General features: G+C 41.5%; 13 protein-coding genes and 1 pseudogene. 5 read left to right on the top strand and 9 right to left on the bottom strand.

All coding sequences use genetic code 11. The features are described 5' to 3' along the window. Positions 1–5 precede the first annotated feature (5 nt). On the top strand, positions 6–380 hold the full coding sequence (locus MSWH1_RS06385) for a PleD family two-component system response regulator (protein WP_048130265.1): 375 nt from the start codon (positions 6–8) through the stop codon (positions 378–380). Positions 381–972: 592 nt separating this feature from the next. Beyond that, positions 973–2,112, top strand: coding sequence for a hypothetical protein (locus MSWH1_RS06380; protein WP_231591908.1), 1,140 nt, complete (start codon positions 973–975; stop codon positions 2,110–2,112). A gap of 852 nt (positions 2,113–2,964) precedes the next feature. Here the strand turns inward: MSWH1_RS06380 and MSWH1_RS06370 are convergent. From MSWH1_RS06370 to MSWH1_RS06355, 4 genes are all read right to left on the bottom strand, one after another. Continuing rightward, positions 2,965–4,008: a calcium/sodium antiporter gene (locus MSWH1_RS06370; protein WP_048127084.1), complete on the bottom strand. Its 1,044-nt coding sequence runs from the start codon at positions 4,006–4,008 to the stop codon at positions 2,965–2,967. A 380-nt stretch (positions 4,009–4,388) separates the two neighbouring features. Then, the gene (locus tag MSWH1_RS06365) at positions 4,389–5,819 is read right to left on the bottom strand and encodes an IS4 family transposase (RefSeq protein WP_048130170.1); all 1,431 of its coding nucleotides are present in this window, start codon (positions 5,817–5,819) and stop codon (positions 4,389–4,391) included. 222 nt (positions 5,820–6,041) lie between these two features. Beyond that, positions 6,042–6,428, bottom strand: a complete 387-nt coding sequence (locus MSWH1_RS06360; protein WP_048127083.1) for an SET domain-containing protein — start codon at positions 6,426–6,428, stop codon at positions 6,042–6,044. Positions 6,429–6,921: 493 nt separating this feature from the next. Further along, positions 6,922–8,250, bottom strand: a complete 1,329-nt coding sequence (locus MSWH1_RS06355; protein WP_048127082.1) for an APC family permease — start codon at positions 8,248–8,250, stop codon at positions 6,922–6,924. A gap of 489 nt (positions 8,251–8,739) precedes the next feature. Between MSWH1_RS06355 and MSWH1_RS06350 the strand changes: the two genes are divergently transcribed. After that, positions 8,740–12,402, top strand: coding sequence for a PGF-pre-PGF domain-containing protein (locus MSWH1_RS06350; protein WP_231585621.1), 3,663 nt, complete (start codon positions 8,740–8,742; stop codon positions 12,400–12,402). A gap of 11 nt (positions 12,403–12,413) precedes the next feature. On the opposite strand, the gene MSWH1_RS06345 is transcribed toward MSWH1_RS06350, so the two are convergent. After that, on the bottom strand, positions 12,414–13,691 hold the full coding sequence (locus tag MSWH1_RS06345) for a hypothetical protein (protein WP_048127078.1): 1,278 nt from the start codon (positions 13,689–13,691) through the stop codon (positions 12,414–12,416). A gap of 788 nt (positions 13,692–14,479) precedes the next feature. Continuing rightward, positions 14,480–14,842 carry an Mth938-like domain-containing protein gene (locus MSWH1_RS06340; protein ID WP_048127076.1) on the bottom strand — a complete coding sequence of 121 codons (363 nt, stop codon included), beginning with the start codon at positions 14,840–14,842 and terminating at the stop codon, positions 14,480–14,482. Between the two features lie 223 nt (positions 14,843–15,065). On the opposite strand from MSWH1_RS06340, the pseudogene MSWH1_RS06335 reads away from it, so the two are divergent. Further along, positions 15,066–15,773: pseudogene (locus MSWH1_RS06335) on the top strand (AIM24 family protein). A gap of 59 nt (positions 15,774–15,832) precedes the next feature. On the opposite strand, the gene MSWH1_RS06330 reads toward MSWH1_RS06335, so the two are convergent. The 3 genes from MSWH1_RS06330 to MSWH1_RS06320 all read right to left on the bottom strand — a co-directional run bounded on the left by MSWH1_RS06330 (position 15,833) and on the right by MSWH1_RS06320 (position 19,530). Beyond that, positions 15,833–16,645: a DUF166 domain-containing protein gene (locus MSWH1_RS06330; RefSeq protein ID WP_048127074.1), complete on the bottom strand. Its 813-nt coding sequence runs from the start codon at positions 16,643–16,645 to the stop codon at positions 15,833–15,835. 993 nt (positions 16,646–17,638) lie between these two features. Further along, positions 17,639–18,025: a 4Fe-4S binding protein gene (locus MSWH1_RS06325; protein ID WP_048127071.1), complete on the bottom strand. Its 387-nt coding sequence runs from the start codon at positions 18,023–18,025 to the stop codon at positions 17,639–17,641. A 2-nt stretch (positions 18,026–18,027) separates the two neighbouring features. After that, positions 18,028–19,530 (bottom strand): L-aspartate semialdehyde sulfurtransferase, encoded by a 1,503-nt coding sequence (locus MSWH1_RS06320; protein WP_048127070.1) that lies wholly within the window; start codon positions 19,528–19,530, stop codon positions 18,028–18,030. A 339-nt stretch (positions 19,531–19,869) separates the two neighbouring features. Here MSWH1_RS06320 and MSWH1_RS06315 point away from each other — a divergent pair, with 339 nt between their 5' ends. Further along, the gene (locus MSWH1_RS06315; protein WP_048127069.1) at positions 19,870–20,325 is read left to right on the top strand and encodes an adenylyltransferase/cytidyltransferase family protein; all 456 of its coding nucleotides are present in this window, start codon (positions 19,870–19,872) and stop codon (positions 20,323–20,325) included. Positions 20,326–20,373 lie beyond the last annotated feature (48 nt).

Below are 20,373 nucleotides of genomic sequence, written 5' to 3'. Positions count from 1 at the left end.
GGCTTGTGAAAGTTCTGATTGCCGAAGATGAACCGATTTCCAATTTGTGGCTTAAAAATACGTTAACCAGATGGGGTTACAAAATCATTTCCACACGCAATGGATGCGAAGCCTGGGAGGTTTTGAAAGGAAGTGATCCTCCAGAAGTTGTAATTCTTGACTGGGAGATGCCAAAAATGAAAGGCATAGAGGTCTGTGAAAAAGTAAGGAAAGACCCCCGGATAAGTCATACTTATATAATTTTGATAACCGGTAGAGACCTGAATGAGGACATTGAGACAGGCTTTAAGGCAGGTGCGGATGATTACCTCAAGAAACCTTTTGATAACCAGAAATTGAAAACAAAACTGGAAATTGCCAGGAAAACGCTGGGGCTTTAATTTAAAACGTATTTTATATATTAACATAAACATTCAAAAATTTAATATATATGAAAGTCCAATATGGTGGGACATTACGATTTAATAATGTTTAACAGTAAGCAGAGCATCTTCTATATTGGAACCTACATTCCGAAGATGTACACAGATGTAGAATTTATTTGTCAATTTGTCCACAATTATCCTGTTAAATGAGAGTTCAGCTTTAACCTACTTCCCTATTGAGAAAATAGATAGTATTCATGCGTCTTCAGTTAAGTGAAGAATCGTGACAAATTGCTTCCATTTCCACAACAGTTGTCAAATATTTGATTTTATTGTAGGCTGGAACAGGGTGTCAATTTCATATAAATAGGCCAAAACGAAGGTAGGTTTCTGGTTCAAAATCAATAGCTTTCGGGCAAAAAATTCCTTAACCGATGACCAATGAGATGGTATTTTTGTATACATCTGCAGAAAGTGGGTTTTGAGACAGTCTGTCGAAGTAAATACTATCAGGAGATCTGTTATGCGGTTCCCCAATAGAAGTTCTAGGATTAAATATGTAAGATTATTAGCCATTATTATTTTAGTTGCTTTTACTCTGGGATTTATGAGTTCAGACTCGGATAAGAATAATTCAAGCTCCAGTCCAGATGCAAAGGTGACATCTTCAACACCTGAAGCAAATATTACGTTTGTTACTACTGGTTCATCATTTTCACCAATCATCACAGTTACAGGTGATCCTAAAATTCAATGGGTATTTGGTGACGGTTCAACATCTGATTCTGCATCTCCTACTGTAAATTTTGGTTCAGAAGGATCAAGAGCAAATACTCTGGTAGTAACACCATGGAGTGCAGTAACTAAAATCAATATAGGTTATGATGGTTCAGATGGTGGAGTAACTCCAGGTTCCAGTACAATAGAACATTTAAAACAACAGAATGTAGTAGCTGTTACTGGTTTAGAAAATGTTGCACCATACCTCCAGGTATGGGCTTCAAGTTATAATCCAATAACTGAACTGGATTTCAGTAACTTCAAGGAACTGCATACTATTGAGTGTTTTTTGTGTAAATCATTGACTACCATCAAACTCCAAAACGTTCCATCTCTGAACAGGCTTTGCCTCGAACGTTGCAAGATTTCTTATCTTGATCTATCAGAAGCTCCTTTTCTGGCTGATTTTCGTGGAGCATCTCAGAGAAGTTCAACATATACAATAAATTGGGGTACTACAGGGACTCATATATGGCATATATGTGTTAGGGATAACCCACAGATGATCAGCACGTTCCCGGTCAATCAGTTCCCACTTCTTAAAGAATATTATGTATGGAACAGTAATCAAAGCGGTACTCTACACCTAACTTCAACAAATTTGACAAGCGTCCTATCATTCAATAATCATTATAATGCTGCTAATTTTTCTGGTTGTTTCCCTGCTGGAAAAAAATGTGCTGTGAATATTGGGAATAATAGCCTCACAAGTTTAGATATTTCCAATGACCCTGGTTTACTTGATTTAAATGCAAGTTATAATTCACTAAATCAAACAGCAGTAGATGGTATACTCCAAACACTGGATTCTTATAATACCAGTGGCGGATCTTTAGATTTAACTGGAAATGCTGCACCATCAATTGTAGGAATGAAACATGCAAATAATTTAACTGCCAGGGGATGGGATGTTCAAAGTTCAAAAAAGATAGCAGTTGTAGACTTAACAAGTATTATAAGAGCTTAACAAGTATTATAAGAGCTTAACAAGTATTATAAGAGCTTAAAAAATCTTTCGGAACAACAAGTTGCATAAATGATTTGTAGGAAGAAGCGTAAAACCCATGAAATCTTAATTTCATGGGATATACGCGTCAACTTTCATACATTTTCCAATTGTTGATTCTGCTAAACTGTTTTTCGTATCAAGTTTATTTAATAATAGAGACTGTCACCACAACCCAAAATGTGAAAACCAAGATGAGGGAGTTGGATAATAGGGTATCACATACCTGAAGAGATCGGGAACATTAAACCGGAGAAAACCGGAAGCTTTAAGCATCTCAAGTAATCTCACGATTATATATTCCATTTCACCTGTGGTATGCGGGGTAGAGCCTGTATGACTTGTCCTCAGTAAAGGGAAGGATGACTCAGGAAGCCGCTAAATCTTTAGTTTAGCGGTAGTTCACATTTAGACAGATAGGGATAAACAGTGCAAAGGATACAATCAAAAGAATATTTCGATGCAGTACAAGCTTACTTTGTCAACCATAAGGATCCTGCCGGAGTATATACATTCCTATTGAATACTCTATGGACAGATAAGTATAAACTAGCTGATAAGATGTATTACCAGCGTGTCGATATGCTTGAAATGACGGACAATTGTGTTAGCTTCTACACCGGTACAGAATGTACTCTTGTATTATGTTCAAACCTGGAAAAACAGAACTCTAATTAAGCCTACTTTGATTTACGTATTACTGTTTAATAAAACACATGATAGTAAGCCAAAAAAGCAAAATAAGTAAGGAAGCCCTGGAAGATTAGAAGTTTATCCATTGGGCATCGTTTAAGGAAGTTTTTCGCCTGAAAGCTATCGATTCATCCAGAAGAGCAGGATAAGAAAAGCTGCATAAAATACCATCAACGCTACTCCTTCCCATCTTTTGATTTCCCAGCCTGTGCTGATAAAGATCAAAAGGATCAGGCTTATGACTATCATGACAGGGGTCGTGAAAAAGAGACTTATTTCTGCAACGGATATGGGATAGAGAAGTCCGGAAAGTCCAAGGATCAAAAATATGTTTGTGATGTTCGAACCTATCACGTTCCCAAGGGCTATACTTCCATAACCCTTCCTTGCTGCAGATACCGTTACCACAAGTTCCGGGAGGGAAGTCCCGACTGCAACCAGAGTCGTACCTATAATGGTATCCGGAACCCCGAAGAGTTCTGCAAAGAAGATTGACTCTTCCACAAAATAATTTGCCCCTATTACAATTGCTGTACAGCTTAACACGAGGGTAAGGATATCTTTTGCAAAGCCTCCATCCAGCCGTCCATTTCCATTTCCTGATTCGGAGTTTCTGTTGCGGTTTGCACCATTGAGTTTTTGCCTTGCACTATTTATATACTTAAATTTGAAAAAATATGTTATAAACTCTTTGAAATGGAGTTTTCCTTCATATTTTTCCGCTTCTTCAAACAGGAAAAATACATAAGCGATATACAGCAATACAAAAAAACCTGACTCAATCATTGACAGTTCCCTGTTGAGTGCAAAAACAAAGAAAAGCACAGCTGAAAAGAGCATGATATAGCCATCTCTTTTAAGCATCTCAACTTCGGTTTTCATAGGGGAAAGAAATGCAGCAACCCCGACAATCAGGCCTATGTTAACAATGTTTGAGCCTACAATGTTTCCTATAACTATACCACTTGCCTGCTGGATAGAAGCGGCGATAGAAGAAGCAAGTTCCGGGATTGATGTCCCTACTGCCACAAGGGTCAGCCCTATAACAAATTCCGAAACGCCAAGCTTTTTTGCAATCGTTGAGGCAGCCTTTACGAAGTAATCTGAACCCTTGACCAGAAAGACCAGGCCAAGTAAAAGAACAAAAAAATTTACTGTGATCATAAAATCACATCTAAGTTATTTTTTTTCGGTTTGATCATTATCGGTTCAAGCTGTAATCTGAATAACTTTTATTAAAAGCTTTCAGTTAAAAAGGGATATTAAGAGATAGCTATTCAGGCAGCCTTTTGAAGGTTACACAAAAAGATTACACAAAGAAGAACATAGGTCCGAAAGGGGCTGTAAAGGCAGCGCTGGTACTGCTCAGCACCGGCATTGTAAGGCAGTGAACCTTAAGAAGCCAGTATGCGTAATCAAAATCTACGGGCAAATAATAACCTCAGTTTGACAGTACCCACTAATTGGTACTGAATATTTCCCTTCTTTTTTGGTTCAATCGGGCTTGACAAGTCCTATAAATTTATAAAAATTTATTATATATTCTATGTAATTTCATTCCTTTTTGCTACTATCAAGCTATTGATCCAGTCAAAATTCGCAAAAATATGGTTTTTGACACCATTTATCTTGAACTTGATTGTAAGTGTCAAATTCTTCAAGCTTTTTTTAATGAATTTTGTAGACGTGTGTTTTAGCTCTTCAACTTCATATCGCATCAGCGATATGAATAATTGGGCGATAAACCCAAGGATAATGGCCCCATAAATGCTATCTTCCGACCACACCCTTAATGGCTTAATCTGAATTTCATTTTTCAATGAATGAAATATTTTCTCAATAGAATCCTTTTTTCTGTATGTTATCAATGCATCTTCAAGTGTCAAATGCCTGTTTGATTTCAGACAGAAAAATCCTTCTCTTCCATTAATCAGTGAAGCTTTTAGGAGTTCTACAGCTTCCTCGTCACTAAGCTCTTCTAGCTTAGTTCTAAAAGAGTAATCAATCTCGATCAACTCATTATTTACTCTGAATTTCTTAGGAAGCTTTTTGTTGTTTATGATGGCCTTCTGAATCTCTTTTGCTTCCTTTAATTTCCTCATAACAGCTCTTGCTTTTGATTCTAATTGCCTTTTCTGTAGAGCTTCAGAGAAATAGAAATATTTAATGCTGCTAGGCTTGACTATTTTTATCCCATATATACCTTTTTTGGAATCTATCAGTTCTGCTCTTTCCAGATCAAATTTCTCAATTATTTTATCGTCACTCGTATTCAGTTTCATGGAAGTGAGATAGTCCATCTCAGCATCCTGTATAATATCGATATTATCTTTGGTATTAGCTCCTTTATCAAAAACAATAAGAGAGCCTTTTTTAAGTCTACTTTTCACCTGGTTATAAGTGTCAGAAAAGTGCTCAAGATCAAGAACGTTTCCTTTATTCACTGTAACTCCAATAGGTATGTTAATGGGGTTAGCTAATTCACTAATTCCAACAGTTATCTGCAGCTTATCAGGCCTGTGATCTCTGCTATACCCGTATTTACCAAGGTTGGATTTAGTCCCATAAAGGACTATACTCGTCCAATCCAGGTTTATATCCGTCTCTTCAAAACCATATACAGAAAATAGAGAATCCAGAATATCAGAGAGAATTTCCTCTCTGTTACGTCCTAAGAGTTCAAGAGTTCTGTAAAGAACTCTTTCATGAAACCTTTCAAGATTCAATATCTCGAGAATTTCTTCCTGATTTAACCATTTGCCAGCTTCTTTGATACTAAAATTTTCAGTCAGCTTGTAGCTTAGCAAACCGATCAGCAAACTATTGAGATCAAGACCCTTGTTTTTATGTTTGCCAAAAATATCACAGAAATTAAGCTTTTCATAAAAGAGTTGGACGGCAAGAATCGATCCGATAGGAACACATATATTCTTGTTAGGAATTGTAGGGAATGCTCTCTGTTTTGTGATGTTCATTTGACCGAATAACACAAAACAAAGAGCACTTATTTTTATCTAACTGTCAAAGTCAGGTAATAAAACAAAAGGGGCTATATAACACCAGAGGATGAAACAAATGGTTTCACAAACCGAAGAAAAAAACCTTTAATTGCAGACCAAATTCAGAGACAAAAAAAGTAAAAAATAAATTGGCATAGAAAAAGAAAAAATTATCTCCCTAAGCTAAAAATTGGAAAATCAGCTCCGGCTCGAAACATCAAACCAGACAGGGGTTTTGTCTTCAGGGTCACAGTTATAGTTTATGGTGATTTCCTCATTTTTCCGGATCTCTTTTATACAGACGTATTTTAAAAGACCGTTGTCGAAGTCTTTCTGGTACTTTGCATTTGGGGTATAAGAGTGGTTGTAAAGAGACCCGTAGCCCAGAGCAATCGCTGCTGCTCTTGAATCAGTTCCCCATGCGAAGTAGTAGTTATAAAGCTGGGTAAGCTCAAGAGTAGTTACTTCTTCCGAAGGAAGAACGATAACTGGGCAGGTTTCTATTACTTCATCTTTTTTGAAATTTCTCTGTGCAAATACGCCTCTACCTTTTCCAGGTGCGTCTTTAACACTTACCAATGACATTTGATCAGGCTCCTTTATTTATTTTATAAATTGCCTGGAAAACTATTGCATTATTTTGAGAAGGCAATGAATTTATAAGTTTCCGTCCGAAAACTTTTATGGGCTGCGACCAGGGCTATAAGGAATCAGCCGAGGACTGCCTCATAAGTATCCCACATCAAGTACCAGTCCCGGTAGTGCCAGGATTCCTGTCCCTATGAGCATGTAGGCTGCAAGCCCCAGCCCCCGCCTGAGGGTAATTGTTTTTCCAAGTTCGGTCATTTTTCCCCTTAAGTAGATCAGTAGATCAGTAGATCAGTAAATCAGTAGATATATTTTGTAATATTTATCTATATGCCAGCAGTTTGTCCAGGTTATTTCTCCCCGGACCAGCAGAAAATTAAATGTCTGAGAATTACAGCTCTGAATTAAATGTCTGAGAATTACAGCTCTGAATTAAATGTCTGAGAATTACAGCTCTGAATTAAATGTCTGAGAATTACAGCTCTGAAAATTACAGCTCCGAATGAGTCAAAGAAGCTGCTTTTCCCTCTTTCTTGTTCTTTCTTGTTTTTCTCACAAACCCGTAATACCCAAGCCCCATAAGGGCAATGGAATAGAGAATTTTCCAGGTGAACCCTGAAACCAGAAAGGAGAGTGAGAGGAGGGAAAGCCCTGAGTAAACCCAGCGCCTCCAGCCGGTTTCGGTCTTCCAGTAGGAGAGCAGGATAAAACCGTAAAGGAAGAGAAAGTTCTGGTTTACGAGCATGAGCAGGGAAGAAACCGGGACCTTAAACACATAAGTCCCCAGGAGCACCAGTACGAAAACCGTATATATACTCAGGATGCTTGCAATGGGCTGTCCTTTTTTTGAAAGTTTCCCCAGGTAAGCCGGGAGCACTTTTTCTTTTCCGGATGAGTAGACAAGGCGGCTTGAAGCAAAGTTCCAGCAGGTTACATTAGCCACAATAACCACTGCCATCAGCCAGATGAGCAGATTTCCCGGAGGGGTAAACTTAACGAGTTCCACAAGACCGGACGCCCCGGAGAGAGGAACTCCAGCTGCATCGGCCCCTATACTTGTGATTGCCAGCATCAGGTAAATGAAGATTACCAGGCCGAAACTGAGCCAGAAAACCCTCCTGACATTTTTTTCCGGATTCTGGAGTTCTCCAAGACCAAAGGACATATTTTCCCAGCCCAGGAAAGCCCAGAAAAGAAGAGCAGAAATTTTCCAGATACTATAAGGGTCAAAAGCTTCAAAATCCATCCCCAGAATAGCGGATACACCGCTCCCAAGAGCCTGTATTGAAAACACAAGCCCTGAAGAAAAGAAATTGAAGTTATAAAAGGTAAGAGCTACAATCAGGATCAGCAATACAGCCACGGCTGCGTAGTTGAAAAAGGAGACCAGCCTGACCCCGGCAACCGTTATAAGGGTCATGGTTGTGATGATAAAGATAGCCAGCAAATGAACCCCAAAATCAGGCAGATCAAAGAGATGCTGCAAATATTCGCCACCAATGAGGGCAACCGCAGGTTCCCCCAGAATAAAGGACCCGCAGACAAGGGCGGTTACTGCGTACCCTCCCCACTCTCCCACAGCCTCGCGGGAATAATGGAAAAGACCTCCTGAACAGGGGAATTTCTTTCCGAGCCTTGCGCAAATCTGAATAAGAGGAATTGCTGCCAGAATGATCAGAAGCCAGCCGAAAACCACTTCCTGCACTGTCCCTACATCCGCTACCAACCCGGGAAGGCCGAGAAGCCCAGAACCTATAACCATGAGGATGCCCAGAACAACGCCACGCCCCAGAGTAACTGTTTTTTTAAGTTCGGTCATAATTTTTATCCATTTAAATTCAACAGATCGAAGGTCACCAACAACTCATAAAAGTAAAGGTGAAGAGATAAAAAAAGCTTTTAACCCTATAACCTTTGTGTATTTTAAACTGCAAGATTTCTAAAACGTTGACCACTTATGGGAGACTACCGAACAGTTTACCTTAACAGATTATCTTATCAGTCAATCTAATCAGTCAATCTAATCAGTCAATCTAATCAGTCAATCTAATCAGTCAATCTAATCAGTCAATCTAATCAGTTAATCTAATCAGTTAATCTAATCAGTCAATCTTATCAGTTAATCTAATCAGTCAATCTAATCAGTCAATCTTATGAATTTATAACTTATCGGCTCATTAATTTTATTCGGGGAGCAAAATTTCACAGGGGCTGGGAGCTTTTTTAGAGAGTTTACCTGCTACCTGTGTTTTTTGTGTAGCTACTGGGAGCTTTTCGGGTATTTTAAAAAATTGATGCGCTGGTCATTATGAGCAAAGTATTGTTGCGTTTATTTGTTAGTGCCTTTCTGGTCTCTGTTTTTCTGTCAGGGGCTCTGATATTCTGCTTTTCAGACATGCAGAGAACTTCGGCAGTTGAATTCATCCAGGCTGAAAATGACAGTGTAAACAGCAGTATTTCCACAGATGCAGGATGGCAGGATAGTTCATCCGGAGAGACCTTAAGCCCTGCACAGAAGAAGCTCTCAAGCGACCTGCTGCAGCTGAGTGACGAGCGCTATCTTTCCGGGAAAGAGTCGGCTGAAACTCTGCGAGCCCGTATGGTTAAGCTGGGACAGTTGAGCCAGGCAGAGCCTGTTTCGAGAAGGGCGGTTCCTTCAGGAGAAAACCCGGAAATTGCTGCGGGTTCAGGGGAAAATGCCAGCAAAGCTTCTTCTTATCCGGATGAAAAAGTTTACGTGTACGTTTATCTTGAGCCTTTTGCAAATAGCAGCATACTTGCCGGATACTGTGAGGTTGAAGACAGGGACAAAGAAAATCATATTGTAGTAGCGTGGGTTCCGCTCGAATCCCTTGAGACACTGGCTGCCCTTTCTGAGGTAAAGAATATTCAAACTGTCCTGCCTCCTTTTGTCAGGCAGGGAAATACGGTTTCGAAAGGGGATTCGATTCTTAACGCTTCCAGCCTCAGGGGACTTTACGGAATAAACGGGACAGGAATAAAAATTGGAATCATATCTGACGGCGTGGACAGCCTTAAGGACGCACAGGCTACGGGCGATATTTCTTCGGATGTGCATGTCCTGAGCAATAAGGTCGGGGGAAATGAAGGCACGAATATGCTTGAAATCATCCATGATATTGCTCCCGGGGCAGAACTATATTTCCACGACTGCGGAAACAACAGGCTCGAATTCAACGGGGCTGTCGATGCCCTTGTTAACGAAGGGTGTACTGTTATCTGTGACGATATAGGTTGGCTTGCTGAACCTTTCTTTGAAGACGGGATAGTGGCAGACCATGTAAAAGAGGTTGTAAAAGAGCACGACATCCTTTACGTAAGCTCTGCTGGAAATTCCGGAAACAGCCATTACCAGGGGGTTTTCTATGACAAAGGGAGTGGATGGCATGATTTCAGCAGTGGAAAAGGAGACGTAGAGAACCTGCAGTTTGAGATCCAGCCCTCAGGAGAGGTATGGGTTTTTCTCCAGTGGGACGACATGTGGGAACATTCGGGAAATAACTATGACCTTTACCTTAAAGACAGAAATACTTTAGAGACCCTTGCGTCCAGTAAAGTTTATCAGGATGGGGACAATCTGCCCCTTGAATATATAATGTATACAAATAGTGGAAAAAACGCCCTTAGCGCTTCTATCGAGGTCCGAAAAACCTCCGGGGAATCCAGGGAACTCGAGCTCTACATTTATTGCCGAAAAGGGACAAAACTCAAGGCTGCAAATATCGTTTCCAAAGACTCTATTTTCGGGCACCCTGCCCTGTCTGAAGTGATTACAGTGGGAGCAGTTGGGACAGAGGAATCTGGAGATTATTATATAGAGTACTTCTCTTCCATTGGACCGGTTACGCTCCACTATCCTTCGCAGGAAATTCGTCCTAAGACAGATATCTCAGGGATTGACGGTGTAAATGTCACAGGTACAGGTGGGGTTTCAGAAAAGTTTTACGGTACAAGCGCCTCTGCTCCTCATGTTGCAGCCATTGCAGCGCTGGTCTGGAGTGCGTCCCCGGAAAAGTCGGCTATGGACATAAGAAGGCTGCTTTACACTTCATCAACCGACCTCGGAGAACCCGGATATGATACTGTTTTTGGATACGGGCTTGTAAACGCCCTCAAAATGCATGAACAGGCATCAGCAAATCCTTCCACATTTACTGTGAAAACAGACGGAAGCGGGGATTTTGCCTCAATTTCGGATGCCATAAACAACAGCAGACCTGGAGATTCCATTCTTGTATATCCGGGAACGTACAGGGAAAACGTGGATGTACCCTGGGATCTGAATATAAGCTCTGCTTCCGGAAAGCCCGAGGACACTGTTCTCGAAGCTGAAAATCCCGAGGAACCTGTTTTTCATGTAACTGCAAATGCTGCAAAGATAAGCGGGTTTGGCATAAGCGGCTCTGGAGGAACTGGCGTATATCTTGAAAGTGCAGCTGCATGCATGCTTACGAACAATAAGGTATCAAACTGTAGTCCGGGAGTCCTGCTCGAAGAGTCATCTAACAATACCTTTACAAGAAACAACATCTCGAATAATGCAGAGGGATTCAGGTTAACAGACTCTTTCCAGAACAGGATCCTTGAAAACGAGTTTGAGAACAGTATTAATATCAATGAAAGATCTTCAGGAGAAACAGGACTTTCAAACACCTGGAACACGGCTGCAGAGGTACGCTACCTGTATAATGGCGGGGTTTACGAGAGCCGATTTGGAAACTTTTACTCTGATTATAAGGGCCCGGACACAGACGGCAGTGGGATAGGAGACAATCCTTATGGCAGTGACTCCTCGCCCCTTATTTCCAGATTGGCAGCATATTCCAGGGGTTTTGAGGTAGGGAATGTAGTTCCTGCCCGGGGTTCAGTTTCAATTGACGGGGATACCCTGGAATTTGGGATTCGATCTACAAGAAACTGCACCTTCAGCTGGTTGCTAAACGGAGTCCTGTTGCAGACAAACGAATCTGCTTCTTCTGCGATTCTTTCAATTGGGACTGAAGAACTTGCAGGCAGGATAACAGAGAGCAAAACTTCCACTCCTATCCCGGCCAAATATACCCTGACAGTTATTGCCGCAAACGGTTCTTCAACCCTGCAGCACAGCTGGAACCTGAACCCCTATCCTGTAGAAGAAGAGACTGACACGCCTGAGGACATAAATGAAGATAATAATGTAAGCATGGGCGGCAGTCCGGGGGGAGGGAACGTAAAGATTTCAGAAGACAGTGGAAGTAAAGGAAGTGGAGGAAGCGGTACTGGCGGTTCCCCTGAACCTGCAAGTAATGTTGAAAGCAAGGAACTGGCGCAGAGTTTTGTTACCAGTGGAAGGCATATTCTGTTTGGTTTTACCAGAAACGCAACCCCTGTAACAGCTGTGGAATTTGATGCCAGGAAAAACGCCGGAAAAGTTACAGTCACCGTAGAAATGCTAAAAAACCAATCAGTTCTGGTTTCAGGCCTGCCGGAAGGAGAGGTTTACAGACACTTCAATATCTGGGCTGGCAACAGTGGGTTTGCATCCCCGGAAAACATTCAGGGCCCTAAAATCAGTTTCAGGGTAGAAAAAGACTGGCTTTCCGAAAATAGAATTGATCCGGTTTCAGTTTCTCTCTACAGGTACTCTACCTCAAACTGGACAGAACTTTCTTCCGGGATTACAGGAGAAGATGAGACATTCTTCTATTTTGAATCCGAAACTCCGGGGTTTGAATCTTTTGCAGTTGCCGGCCAGCAGAGTGAATCTTTACAGTCTTCTTCCAATACAGCCATGCAGAATAACTCCCCTGAAACAGGCCCGGACGGAGCTCCGGAAATCCGGATCACGCGCGAAAATCCTCACAACTCCACAGAAGAAGACAGCGAAGATAACAGGGATATGCCAGCCCCCGATTTTGTGATATGTATCGCCCTTTTGCTCGCAGGCACACTGTGGATTAAAAGGAAGTGAAGTCTGTAATTTCAGGGCAGGAAATTAATTTTTACACTGCTGTCAATTACAGCCACACTGGCTTGAAGTTCGACTTCTTTACTTCTTAGCTCTTCGTTTAAAGCAGCCAGTTTCTTTTCAGAACTTTCGACTTCTTCTTCAAGCAGGCGGGCTCTTGCCAGCAGTTCTGTTTCCTTATGTTCAAGTTCGGCAAGTTTTCCAGTATCTGAACTTGAGAATTCGGCTTTTTTTGCTTCAAATGCCTTTTGAGCTTCGATATATTCTTTTTTCTTCTCTTCAAAGCCCGAAAACGCAGATCTGACCTGTGTCAGGGCTTTTTCTTTCTTCTGAGCCTGTATATCAAGGGCAGGGTCTTCAAAAACCTTTTGAAGCGCCGGGAAAAAAGAAGGGTCAAGATTTGCAGGGGATTCGAGGCAGGTGTCAAGCTGCTGTTTTACCTCTGGCTTTAAGGTATACCTACTGCATTCATGGAGTTTTTTTATCTTTGAAAGGTTGCCTGATAAAGGAAGGAAAAGGTAGTTCAGGCCTGTTTCGGCTTTTTTGAGCCTGTCCCTTGCTATATCTACTTCTCTCTGAAGGTTCTGCAAATTTTGCCAGGCTTCTCCCTTTTTGAACTCTTCAAGAGCCTGGCCTGTTCTGGCAATTTCATCTCTTAAAGCCTGGATTTTTCGTTTTTTAGATTCTAATTCCAGGTTTTCAGCCTTTATTGAGGCAGAAAGCTCCTGTATTCCATTCATACCTGTAGAAATTGCTTCAATAGCATCCATTTCCTGTTTATAACCCCTAATCGTTTCCCTTAGTTTATTAAGGACCTTGCCCAACTTTCCAAGGCTTTCAGTTACATCTTTTGACTCTTGAGGAAAGACCGCTCTTGTGTATCGGAAACTCTGGCTCATATGTTCAAGGCAGGTGTCCAGATTCTGCACAGCTGATTCATGATACACTTTAAGGGCCCTGAAATCCGTACTCTCAAGAACTCCGACTTTATCTATGAAAACTCCCACCTGCTTTGTTACATTTTCCCGGTTGCTTTTCGCCCGTTTTACAGCCCTTATGTCAAAATTTCCCTCAACTTTTGCTTCCAGAAGCCTGGAATTGCTTTCTTTAAGCTCAGAAATCGCAACCTCAAGCTCTCTGAAAAAGCCTGAGACATCCTTTTCTATATCGGAAGATATTTTTTGAGAATTCTCCTCCAACCATGCGGGCAATTTCTCAAAACCAACTTCATTTGAAGCAGTTTTCTCGCTGGAACTTTCCTGTTTTCCTAAGAGCTTTTTGATCCACTTCAATTTAGAACTTCCTGAATTTGTTGTGGTCTGTATATAGTGTGGTAAAGGACTAAGGGGCAATAAATCTACAGATTAATAATCTTATTATGAGTCTAACCCTTCAGGTTTAACGCTTAAATCCATTAATAATCTAATAAGATAAATAATTTGGTAAAGTTAATCCTTTGATTTGTTTTTTGAGGTATACTTCTTTAGTCTCCTTTAGTCTCAGCATATGTTAAAGTTTGTTCTATGTAATTCTCTTCCTGAGTGAGAAGGCAGGCCAGAAAGCTATCTTCGATAAGTTACCTTCGATAAGTTACCTTCGATAAGTTACCTTCGATAAGTTACCTTCGATAAGTTGCTTATAAAATTAATTTAATATATTTTATACCGAATGCAATTTAACCAATATAATCCTGGGTTACCAATCCCGGACAGACATCATTAAATCTGCCCGCCAAAGGGATTGCACAAAAACGTGGCTTCGAATTTACAGCAAATTTGTGACACTGCCCTTTTTGATCTTTTATGTACCAAGAGATAAAGGAAACAAAGGTAAAGGAAATTAAGGCAAAAGGATTGGAATAAAAGAATTTGAATAAATAAAACTGGATAAAATAGAAAAATGCAGAAAAATGGATAATATGCAGAAAAAAGACAGTTCCATGAGTTAACCGCAAAGCAGAGCTGTTTAAGAAGAAATCCCGACAGCTCTGCCTCATCAACTCTGCCCCATTTACATAAATTGTCTGTCAATTATCTGTCAATTGTCTGTCAATTGTCTGTCAACCAGCTGTCTTTGCTTCTTAGCAGGTTATATGGAACATTGCAGAAACTCTGCCTTCAATTTCATTCCAGCGTTCAACAGCCCAGGGAGTCGGGAAAAGCTCGATCCCGCATTTCTTTCCCGTGAAATAGTCTTCCGCCTCCTCAGAAAGTTGCACAAAACCGGTCTGTCCGGTACCGATGATGATTTTTTCAGTCCCTTCCTCGTAGATATGCTCTGCTTCTTCAAGAGATATTTTGTGGGAAGTCCCGTATTTTTCTTTTGAAAGCATTTTTTCCCGATTTTCTACCCTGCCGTCGAGGCGGATGAGAATATCGTAATCAAAAGTCTCTCCTTCTACAGTTATAGAACCAAAACTTGTGGAATCAATCTTTGGTTTCATGGTCTACCTCCTGAAATAAAAACTGAAACAGATAACTGAAGATATCTCATATTCTTTAATTGTGACGCATACTTCATATAAGTAACAGAAAATTCCCGAAAATGCATAACTCCACACAATTATGGGGCAATAAGGAGCATGTGAGTATTAATTTATATTCCAGTGAAAACAATTAAACTTTGAAACAGATTAAATACAAAAAAATAACCGGAGATGGGACACAATGGACAGCGAAATAACTGGACTTTATTCGATAGAAGACTTTATAAAAAACACAGGAGAAAAAGACCTTGGACAGGGGGTTTTTGAACTTGAACGCGACCGCTTGCTTGAGGTAAATCTTAACGGCATGGTCTGGACAAAAAGGGGCTCAATGGTTGCATACACTGGAGACATAAGGTTTATCCGGGAAGGAGTCCTGGAACACGGACTTGGAAAGCTCGTGAAAAAATCCCTGACAGGAGAAGGAGTAAGCCTGACAAAAGCCGAAGGCTAGGGAAAACTGTACCTTGCAGATGATGGCAAGAAGGTCTCGGTCCTGAAACTTGAAAACGAATCCATCTTCGTAAATGGCAACGACCTCCTTGCATTCGAAGACTCAATCAGCTGGGATATCAGAATGATGAAAAAAATTGCAGGCATGATGGCCGGAGGGCTTTTTAACGTAAAACTGGAAGGGACAGGGATGATAGCAATCACCACCCACTACGACCCTCTGACTCTGCGGGTAACCGCAGGACATCCGGTCTTTACCGACCCCAACGCCACTGTTGCCTGGTCAGGAGACCTGGAACCGGAGATAAAAACCGATGTTTCCCTCAAAACCTTCGTAGGAAGAAGCAGCGGAGAATCCGTCCAGATGGCTTTTAAGGGAGAGGGATTTGTAGTAATTCAGCCCTATGAAGAGGTTTATTTCCAGACCCAGACCTGAAAATAAGCCCTTTTTTGGAAGATTTTCCTTCCTTTTTTGGGAGTAATTCTTTCAGGAACTCAATTTTCAGAAGTTATTGCCTGGCCTTCATCCCCGGAAGCTACCGAAAACCGGGACTTTTCCTTTTTAGAACATTCCATTGCGTCTTCCACAGCCTCCCTGATGATATATCCAGCTTTGTGCAGGATAGTATCCCCAATCTGAGGGTCTTTGTCCATGCTTCCGGTACAGGGGTAGGAATGGTGAGCTCCTGAGATGGTTTCTTTGTATTCCGATAGATCGGTCCAGCCGAGCTTCTTTGCGACAAACCAGGTTGAGCCGCAGGGGGCATCCCGGATTACACCTGCTCCTATGAACATTTTCCCGTCAGGGCTCATCTCGACCCTGAGCACCGGTCTTCCGAAGCCAAGGTCCACGAAAGCATCTATGATTGGCTTTCCAGTCTTTTCAAGGGCACAGAAGGGTTTTGGAGCCTCGAATTCAATACCTGTGGTTTCGAGTTCTTTTCTGAGCTGCTCAAGGACGCCAGCAGGAGTCTTCTTTGAGTCTTCAACGGGTGCAATTACGGCTTTTGCACCTGTGTTCTTCACGACTTCGGGAATGGCTGCAAGGAGATCTGGGTGGATCCCTATAGCAAGGATCAGATCACATTCTGGCAGCTTTGGAGGCAGGAATTGTGAGGGCTCTTCAATAAATGGAGGCAGGTCTTCCGGAAACTCATGAATTCCCACAATCAGGTTTGCATAAGATTTCCTTGCCTGACGGCAGTGATTGCAGAGCTCACCGCACGACACACAGAAATTTGATGAATTTATCAGATTCTGGATAACTTTTTTTCCGAGTTCGCCTGTATAAAGTACGAGGATTCTCATATTTTTGCTCCTCCTTTTTCAAGGATTCCAAAGTCACTATGCAAATTCATTTTCTTTGCTTTGTAATGATTTCCCTGCCTGTTTTGCCTCTCCGAATGAAAAATACAGAGAAAGAATCTGTTTTTGCGGGAATTGCTTATATGCTTTTAAAATGCAGTTGATAGAAGGTGCTTTAGAAAGCATACAATTCAGACAGCAGATGACTTTCACCTGTAATCGTCTTACTATACATTATAATTATTTGTTTCAATCTATAAATAATGGGAGTTTCATAGTAGAAATCAGTATCCACACCTATACTCTCTTATGACCGTTCTACAGAACCATTTTTGTCACGCTCGACGCAGGAGAGCGGCTTTCAGACAAAATAAGATGAGAAAATAAGAGCCTGAAAGTGAAAACTACTGAAAACGTTGTAAGAAACTAATAGATAAAAATGACCGGGGAAGCCTATAAGAGATCAACAAAAAAATCAACAAAACTAGCATAGGAAAGCAACAAAAAACCTGTAAGTATACCAAACGGAGCAGAATTAAGTTTTATCTGAAAAAGATTCTTTGATATGTCGTTTTTTAATCTTTTTTTTCTTCTGTTTTCGGTCTTTTTTTCCAGGGCCGCCAGACAAGCTGGCGGAGGCGCTTATATTTACCTGTGAATTAAATACCGGTTTTCGATGTTAAGGATAAATTCTCTCAGCCCTGGAATATTTCTCCAATGTATTGTTTCTCTTAATTGCGGTGTCGTTTTGTCGGACGCTTTTTTCTGGCTGGCGGACGGGTTCAGACCCTGTGTGGTGCAGGAAGAGAGAACTGAAAACTTCCAGATCCGGGTGCCGAAATAGATCAAATCATTGATCAGTAACCACTGAAGTACCGGGAAAGGGGGAAATATAATGTAAAGAAAGAAAATGTAAGGTAAAAAGGGAAAAGATAGGAAAAGAAGAGAAGAGAAAAGAAGGGAAAAAGAAAGAAAAATCTGCGGCTCGGTTTTCCTTCATTCTCCAAGTTTTAAAGCCCCGTGCGGGCACATCTTGATACACATGCCGCACTGGATACACTTCTTTTCGTCCACGCAGAGGCTCCAGGTCTCATCAAAAGAGTAAACATTCATCGGGCAGACGGAGATACAGGCTCCGCAGTCAACACATTCTTCCTCATCCCTGTGAATGGGACGGTCCAGAATTGCAACTATTGCTCCTCTTGACTCGAGAGCTTTTTTAATTCCGTTGAACCTGGAATCATTCACGTCTGCGATCAGTTCTCCGTAAGTCGAGTCAATATTAGCGACCATGATATTAAGCATGATTCCTGTATCGATAATGGACTCGGAGATAATGGGATTATGGATCCTTTCTGTAGGGATGCTGATCTTTATTTTCATGCTCAGTACCTCCTTGCAAGGAGTTTGCTTATGTTATCACTGGTGATTATTCCAAGGACTCGTCTCTGTGCATCGATAACGGGCATTGCAGAAACCCCGTAGCGGTCCAACCTGCGAGCTGCAAGATCCACAGGTTCGTTTGGGGCACAGGTAAGGACTTTTTTCGTCATGACGCTTTCAACGGAGTCAAATATGTTTTCAGCGACGGCTTTTGAGATATCCCAAGCGGTAAGGATTCCTAACAGTTCACCTGTATCCGAAATCACAGCAAGGTGGTTGAAGGAGTTCTCCCATATCTTCTTTGCAGCGTCCTGAACCGTCTGGTCCTTTTTGATTGTTACAATAAAATCAGACATGACGTCTTTTACAAGAGGTACTGCCTGAGTCTGTTTCATGGATTTTGCTGAGCCTTCACAGCAAAGTTTTTCCACAGGCATGCTGACAAAGAATTTCCCGTGCTTTACCCATTCCTTAAGTTCATTTGCAATCTTCCTTGCGTTCTTGAAGCTTGAGAGGGAGGAGGTTAGAACATCCTTTTCTTCAATCTGCACCGAGCCTGACTTGAGTTCGGCATAGTTTACCTGCTTGATCACTGGCTTATCCCTACTGCCCACCGCATAATCGAGGATATCGGTCATAATGTCCTCATCACGCACTGCAGTTGAAGCTGCGAGTTTTTCATTAAGAATAGGGATCGGAATTCCAATTCCCATGTAAAGGGTTGTTCCGTAGCCCGTAAAAGAAGCAGCCCTTAAGTAATCGGGGTTCATCTCTTTCAGGTTCCCTTTAAGCATGAGAGTCCCAAAACCACTGGAGGGAGAGTGCTGGGTCCCGTTTCCGATAATATAGCCCTGGGCTCCACCCATAAAAATCCTTGTGCCTGTCCCTATAGTCTCATAGCCAGGATCATTTGAGAGAGGAGACAACACTCCAGCTCCGGAATAGGTTACGTTTCCGAAGTTGGGTAGAAGCTCTCCCATATAAGTATTCAGAATCCTTTTTGAACTGTTTGTTGCAGCCGCATATTTCTGGTAGGCGTTTCTGGGGTTGAGGAGGACAGCTTCGTTTAAGTCTTCAAGGGTAATTGCTGTATCAAGCACTTTCCTGGGATAGCAATCTGTCCCATAGGAGGTTGCATGCACATTAATTTCTTTTCCTCTCAGCAGGTCTTCAATAACATGTGCCCCACCATACTGCATCCCCCTTGTGTCCGATGTCTGGGCAGCTCCAAGGTAAGCGTCAACAGCAGCAAGCCCGCTGTATGCCTCAACATTATTGAACCATAATTTTTGAATTTTAATTGGGGGTTCCGAATGACCCAGATTAAGCATCAAACCTGAAGAGCACATGGCTCCAAAAGTGCCTGTAGTTACCACATCTACTTCTCTTGCAGCACCTTCCACACCAAGGTTTTCAACAATCCCGACCATTTCCTCGGCTGTGACTACATTGACGCTTCCATCTTCAATTTTTTTATTTATCTCATGAACCGATTTTTTAATCATGCGGGTTTCCTCTTATCATAAATTTATCTAAATGGTAATTTTTGCCAGAATTATATATTACTTGTGATAATCCCGAGGTTAACAGCCACTTCCGGAAGAGGGAAAATTTCTGGCTTTGCATAATTTATTTTAAGACTTCCGCTGTCAGAGCTTCATATCAATGACCTATAATCATATTTATGAACCATATATATTACTTGCGATAATTTAGAGCATGTTTCCACAAAGGTTATTTCTTAAGTTGGCAATAATTGTTAACAGAATACACAGGTTGAATACTGTCCTGCCACATGGAATTTTAAGAAGTCAGGGAGTGGGGTTCTTTTCAGTAAGTTTCTTATGCTTACAGGATATTACCCGAGACCAGGTGATTTATTGACGCGTGTACTTGCTACCGGAACTTTTGACATTCTGCATCCGGGACATGTTTATTTCCTGGCCCAGGCGCGAGCTCTTGGAGATGAGCTCTTCGTCATTATTGCCAGGGATTCCAATGTGACTCATAAGCCAAAACCAATAGTTCCCGAGGAGCAGCGGCTTGAAATGGTAAACGCACTTGGAACGGTAGACAAAGCCCTTCTTGGCAGTGAAATAGACATTTTCGAACCCCTTAAAGTAATAAAACCGGACATCATTGCCCTGGGTTACGATCAGTATTTTGAAATTGAGACTCTGGAAAAAGAACTTACTAAAAGAGGGCTCCCTGCAAAAGTAGTTAGGGTTCCATTTTCAAAGGAGTGCCCCCTCTGCAGTACCGGCGCAATCATAAAAGAGGTCATTAAACGATATGGGTAAACTCACCTCTACCGTATTTATATTAAGAAAATACTTTTTTGACCTCTT

Origin of the sequence: Methanosarcina sp. WH1, assembly GCF_000970005.1 — an archaeon.
GTDB lineage: Archaea > Halobacteriota > Methanosarcinia > Methanosarcinales > Methanosarcinaceae > Methanosarcina.
This window is presented reverse-complemented; position numbering and strand designations above follow the sequence as displayed.